The organism is uncultured Lutibacter sp., from assembly GCF_937891065.1.
Classification (GTDB): Bacteria; Bacteroidota; Bacteroidia; order Flavobacteriales; family Flavobacteriaceae; genus Lutibacter.
Genome location: NZ_CALAEQ010000087.1, coordinates 1 through 6311, shown reverse-complemented (window position 1 = coordinate 6311; position 6311 = coordinate 1). Strand labels below are relative to the sequence as shown.

4 protein-coding genes are annotated in these 6311 nt (G+C 31.4%); 1 reads left to right on the top strand and 3 read right to left on the bottom strand.

What is annotated here, in order from left to right; all coding sequences use genetic code 11:
* The 3 genes from Q0352_RS05095 to Q0352_RS05085 form a co-directional block, all read right to left on the bottom strand.
* A partial coding sequence (locus Q0352_RS05095; RefSeq protein WP_299524601.1) for a 6-phosphogluconolactonase occupies positions 1-448 on the bottom strand: 448 nt, incomplete at its 3' end.
* A 331-nt stretch (positions 449-779) separates the two neighbouring features.
* The gene (locus Q0352_RS05090) at positions 780-2261 is read right to left on the bottom strand and encodes a SusD/RagB family nutrient-binding outer membrane lipoprotein (RefSeq protein ID WP_299524598.1); all 1482 of its coding nucleotides are present in this window, start codon (positions 2259-2261) and stop codon (positions 780-782) included.
* 13 nt (positions 2262-2274) lie between these two features.
* On the bottom strand, positions 2275-5325 hold the full coding sequence (locus tag Q0352_RS05085) for a SusC/RagA family TonB-linked outer membrane protein (RefSeq protein WP_299524595.1): 3051 nt from the start codon (positions 5323-5325) through the stop codon (positions 2275-2277).
* 256 nt (positions 5326-5581) lie between these two features.
* Between Q0352_RS05085 and Q0352_RS05080 the strand changes: the two genes are divergently transcribed.
* The coding region (locus tag Q0352_RS05080; protein WP_299524592.1) for a DeoR/GlpR family DNA-binding transcription regulator at positions 5582-6311 on the top strand (730 nt) is incomplete at its 3' end.

Genomic DNA, 6311 nt, shown 5'->3' with positions numbered 1-6311 from the left:
CATAATCTATACAATATTGATGTAATTCATCTGCAGAAACTGTCCCGTCTGGTACATGAATATTTTCAGGTAATATATCAACATGATTAAACAAATGCTCGTGCATAAAATAATAGTAGCTTTGAATATTATCTTTTGTCATTGGATAGTATTCATCTAAATTAAACGTAACTACGTTTGAAAAACCTAAACCTTCTTCATTATGCATTCTAACCAATTCTTCATAAACCTTTATTGGCGATGAACCTGTAGCCAAACCTAAAACACATTGTTCTCCTTTTTCTTTTTTATTTATAATTAAATCTGCAATTTCTTTTGCAACTTTTAAAGATCCTTCTGATGAGTTTGAAAAGATAACATTATGTTTTTTTTCAAATCTAGTTTCTTCAAACTTACCTGATTCTTCATAAGTAATGCTCTTTGTGTATTTTAAAAGTTTAGCTTCCATTATTTCAAGATTGTATTTATTATTACAAAATTAGTAAAAAACAAATAAAAACAAGTATATATATGCGTTTATATTCTGTTTTATGCGTTTTTAATATGTTTTACCGTAATCAAACACTCGCAGTAAAATTTTAAGCATTACCAAATGTAGGTATATTGCATCCATAACTTTACTTCCCCTATTAAAATAAAAAACATTAATGACAAGTAGTATTTAAAGCCTTTACTATTCATTTTAATAAAGTATATTATAAATTTCAACTATAAAAAAAACCGCCTAAAAAACTTTAGACGGCTTTAAACTAAAACTCAAATAAACCAAATTAATTAATCTAATTTTGATTCCACCATACACGAGTTGTTAATCTCACATACGGATCATTATTAGGCATGTTTTCATAATTTCTATCTTCCTCATTATACTCATAACACATTGCTCGTATCCAATCGTTATCTCCTGGAAATATATCCAGATTCACATTCTCAGGTCTTTGTAATCCGTGATAAATATCCGAACTATAATCCATTCTTCTCATATCAACCCAAGTTTCTGGATTTAGCACATTCGCTATATATTTTTGAACCATAATATGCGATAAACTGATATTATTTGCTCCTACTTCAGTATCTAATAAAGCTAAATATGTAGTAGTTGCTCCAGAATCTACACCAAGCTTATTCAAATCTGCTTGTACTCCAGTTTTGAAAGCTGCATATGAACCTGGCTTATCTCCTTTTCTAAATTTAGCTTCAGCTTCTATAAATTTAACTTCGCTATAATTTATCATATCTGTTGCCGAATTAGGACTTGTATAAAAACCTCCATTCCCCAAAGAATAATCACCTCCAGGATTTCCAGATAAACCTCTACCAGTTACAACTCCTTCGTATCCACCATTTACAGCTTCCGGAACAATAATCTCTAATCTTGGATCCCAAGATGCTCCATCTATATTTAAAGGATTCTTTAACAAATTAACAAAAAAGTCTGAGAAATAATCCATTCTTGATGAACCATAACCTCCAACAGCAAATGGTTGAATATCATTAGAAACAGGACCTCCTCCATAAATTTTTTGAGCATTAAACTGGTTAGAATTTATTGCTAATTGACACGCAGCTATAACCGCATCAGCATCATATGAAGCTTTTTTATTTAAATGATTTAAATATCTAGCTTTAATTGCATATGCAAATTTCTTCCAAGCCTCTTGATCTCCTTGGTATAGCACATCTCCACCTTCTTCATTTAAACCTATAGCACTTGCTTCATCCAATTCAGCTATTGCCTCATCTAAGTAGTTAAATATTGTTTCATAAACCTCTTCTTGAGAACTAAATTTAGGTGTAATATTCATTGAAGATTTTCCATCATAAGTATCATGAACTACAATATCCCCATATTGGTCTGTTGTCATTCCAAAAACATAAGCTCTTAAAATTTTTCCAACAGCCGTAAAGTTAGGAACATTATCTCTTTCACCTAAAACAATTAAATCTGCTGTATTTGGTAAAGAATATACATAAGCGTTTTGCCAAAGAAAATAACGCCCAGTTGTCATATAACTACTCCAAGTTTCAGAATAATAATTAGCTACATTTTGAGAACCATATTGAGTAATCCCTAGAACTTCTCTACTCCCTCTATATTGAGCTTGAGCAGTTGTATTTTCAATAGCTCCCTGTATTCTAAACTGAGGAGCCAAAGACGATGTTGTTGGCTTTGTTTCAGAACCATTTACATCAAAATAGTCATCACTACATGAAGTAGTTAAGGCTATTGATATCAATATTAAATATTTGTATAATTTCATAATTTATATTTTTTTAGAATCTAACTTTTAAGCCTAAATCGAACCCTTGAACATTAGGGGTTCCTAAATTATCTATAGACATAGATCCAGCACCAGCAATTCCAGCACCAAATGTATTAACTTCAGGATCTACCCCGCTATAATTGGTAATTGTAAATAAATTTCTTCCAGTAGCAAAAAACTCAACTGAAGAAAATGCAGTTTTCTCAAGTAATTTACTTGATAATTTATAAGATAATGTTACATATCTTAATCTAGCGAAAGAACCATCTTCAATAAAATTCTCAGTGTTTTTATAGTAATAATTCTGATAAAAAGCCTGATCCATTGCAACAGGCACTGTATTAACTGCTCCAGCAGCATCAACACCTGGCAACACTATTGTTTCATTTCTATTAATTGTTTGCGTACTTAAACCATAATAAGCTAGCGCTGATTCCGTAGCATTATAAACATCTACCCCTTGAACCATGTCTAGTAAAAATGATAATCGGAAATTTTTATAACTAAAAGTATTAGAGAAACCTAAAGTCCAATCTGGCATACGTGTTACATCGTCATAAGTTTCAACAACCAAAGTTGGCAATCCATTAGTATTAATAACAACATCTCCATTGTCATTTTTTTGAGGTCTATATCCTCTTAAACCAAAAAGAGAACCATCTAAAATTGCAGCACCAGCAGCGGTAGCATTAAATGTCCATGAATCTGATAAATAAACTTCATTTAAGAATCCTGGCAACTCATTTACTTTACTATCGTTCATTCCAAAATTTAAATCAACATCCCATTTAAATTCTGATGTTCTTGGTAAAACTTTAATCGAAAGCAATGCTTCAATACCATTGTTTGTAATAGAACCCCCATTTAATGTTGCATAAAAAGTACCTGTAGTTGGAGGAACTCTTATATCTTGAAGTATTTGATTTTTAGATTTGCTAGTGTAATACGTTAAATCTAACCCTACTCTACTTTCAAAGAATCTTGCATCTATACCAATCTCAAAACTATCTGTAAACTCTGGTTCTAAATTTGGGTTTCCTACATCAACACCATTCCAAGTATACCCTGAACTTGCTAATGAATTTATATTTGTAGATAAAGAACTCTCTAATGCGCCAATTGGAGCATCTTTACCTACCTTTGCCCAAGTTGATCTAAATTGTAAATAGGTTAATCCTGTTGAAGATGTAATGTCATTTCCTGCCTTTTTAAACAAATCAGTTATTACAGCAGACATCCCTATTGATGGATAAAAGAACGATCTTTTATCTTTAGGTAACGTAGACGACCAGTCATTTCTTCCTGTTGCAGTTAAAAATAAGGCATTTTTCCATCCAAATTTTAATTCTCCAAAAACACCTACCATGCGTTTTCTAGCAATACCTTCAGAAATACGTTGATCTTCAATTTTTACATTTCCAATACTATATATCCCTGGTGCTTGAAAACCATCACCACTAGTATAAGTAGTTCTAATGTCTAATTCTTCAACAGAATTTCCAATTAAAGCATCTACAGAAAAGTCTTTAGTTATATTTTTTTGAAAACTTAACATTAAGTTAGAATTTAATCTTTTATGATCACTTTCAAACTGACTAATATAGCCATCTTCTCTATTATCAACTAAAGAACCATCTCCTGTTATTTTCCTGTTAAATTGAGTATAATTATCGATACCTAACTTATAAGAAAGGTTAAAGTTTTCTAAAAATTCATAGTTTAAACTTACAATCCCCATTAAACGATTTACTTCGTCAGTATTAGGGCTATTATCTATACTCCAATAAGGATTATCAAATTGTTGATCAAGAAAAAAACTTTGTTGAGAATTTTCAGCATTTAAATAATCTGAAGCATTTACATTTGCAGGATATCCTAATAAACTTAAAAAACTACTTCCAGAAGCATTCCCTTGCTTTGTACTTTTTGTTTTTGTAGTAATATAGTTTGCCGACATTCCTACAGTAAGATTATCATTTATGTTTGAAGAAGCATTAATCCTGAAAGATGTTTTATCATAACTTGTACTTTCAATAGCCCCATCTTGTGTGAAATCTCCAATAGAAAAATATACATTACCCTTATCATTTCCACCAGAATAACTAACTGTATGATTTGAAGTAATAGCAGTACTAAAAAAATCCTCTATATTATTAAATACCGGAGAACCAGCAGTACTATTCCCCCATGAAAGTGGTGAATCTGTATTTATAGTTGTTCCTCCAGAAGTAACAATTTGCTGCCCCTGTCCATAAAGTGTTTGTACATTTGGTGTTCCTATAATATTATCAATAGAAACTGAACCTGAATAGCTTACAACACTTGCACCTACTTTTCCTTTTTTAGTTGTTATAATTACCGCTCCTTCAGCAGCTTGTATACCATATAATGCTGCCGCCGCAGGCCCTTTAAGAACTGAGATACTTTCAATATCTTCAGGATTTATATCTGATGCTCTATTTGAACTTGCAACTTCTAAACTAGAAGTTGTAGAATTATCAATTGGAAGTCCATCTACAATAAATAAAGGTTGGTTGTTTCCAGTAATTGAAGAACCTCCACGAATCATTATAATTGCAGAAGAACCCGGAGCACCACCAGAATTTACAATGGTTACACCAGATACTTTTCCTTGTAAACCATTAACCAAACTGCTTTGATTTCCCTCCAATAACTCATCAGCTTTTACTGCTTGCACTGCATACCCAAGAGATTTTCTTTCTTTTTTAATACCTAATGCGGTAATTACAACTTCGTCCAAGCTTTCACCCGCCATAAGAGTCACATTAATTACATTAGATGTTACAATAATTTCTTTTGAAGCAAAACCCACATAAGAAAATACTAAAACTGAATTTATATTAGCATTAATTTCATAGTTACCATCAAAATCGGTAATACTTCCTGTAGAAGTATTTTTAATAATAATACCTACTCCCGGTAAAGGAAGACCGTCTTCATTTGATTTAACAACTCCCTTAACTGGAATTGATTGCGCAAATAAACTTTGAACAAAAAATACCATTAGGAGTGTTAACAATGGATAATAATTTTTTTTCATAATTGTTAATTTAATAACAAATATATATTTTAAAAATTTAATACACGCATAAATACGCATAAAAAAAGCACATACACAGCTATTTAATTATAAAACTAATTAAATAATACTCAAGACTCCAAAACTCTTACTAACAAATTGGCATTGAACTCAAAAACACATACATTATTAAGAGATAAATTGAATAAAAACGATAATACAAAAAAAATAAATTGCATATTTGTAACAATTCTTGCAATAAATAAATATAGAAGCCATGCTAAAAGAGGAAAGGCAGCACCAAATATTAGACAAAATCAAACTAAACAGGAAAGTTTTATCTTCTGACCTAAGTATTGAACTAAATGTTTCTGAAGATACCATTAGAAGAGACCTTAACGAGCTATCTGCTAAAGGGCTTATTAAAAAAGTGCATGGAGGCGCACTGCCTAAAGACAGCAAAGCTCCTTCTTACGAAGAGAGAAGCAGCTTCAACCTAAAAGAAAAAAATAGCATTGCTAAAAAAGCGGTAAAACTAATAAAAGATGGGCAAGTAATTATTATGAGCGGAAGCACAACAAACTTACAACTCGCAAAAATTATCCCTTCCGATATAAATGCAACTATTTATACATACAGTTTACCTATTGCATTACAACTCACAGAACACCCTTCAATAGAAATTATATTTATCGGCGGAAAACTAAACAAAGCTGCACAAGTAACCGTTGGGCTTGATGTAGTTTCATCAATATCTGAATTAAGAGCTGACCTATGTTTTATGGGAACTGGGGGTATTAATGTTTCAAATGGAATGACAGAACCTGACTGGGAAGTTTCCCACATTAAAAAGTGTATGATTTCTGCAAGCAACAGTGTAATAGTACTTTGCACAAAAAACAAATTGAACGAAGTAAAAAGATACGCTGTCTCACCTATTAGTAAAATAGACACTATTGTAACCGATATAGATCCAAATGATTCTATATTTAATGACTTTAAAGAAA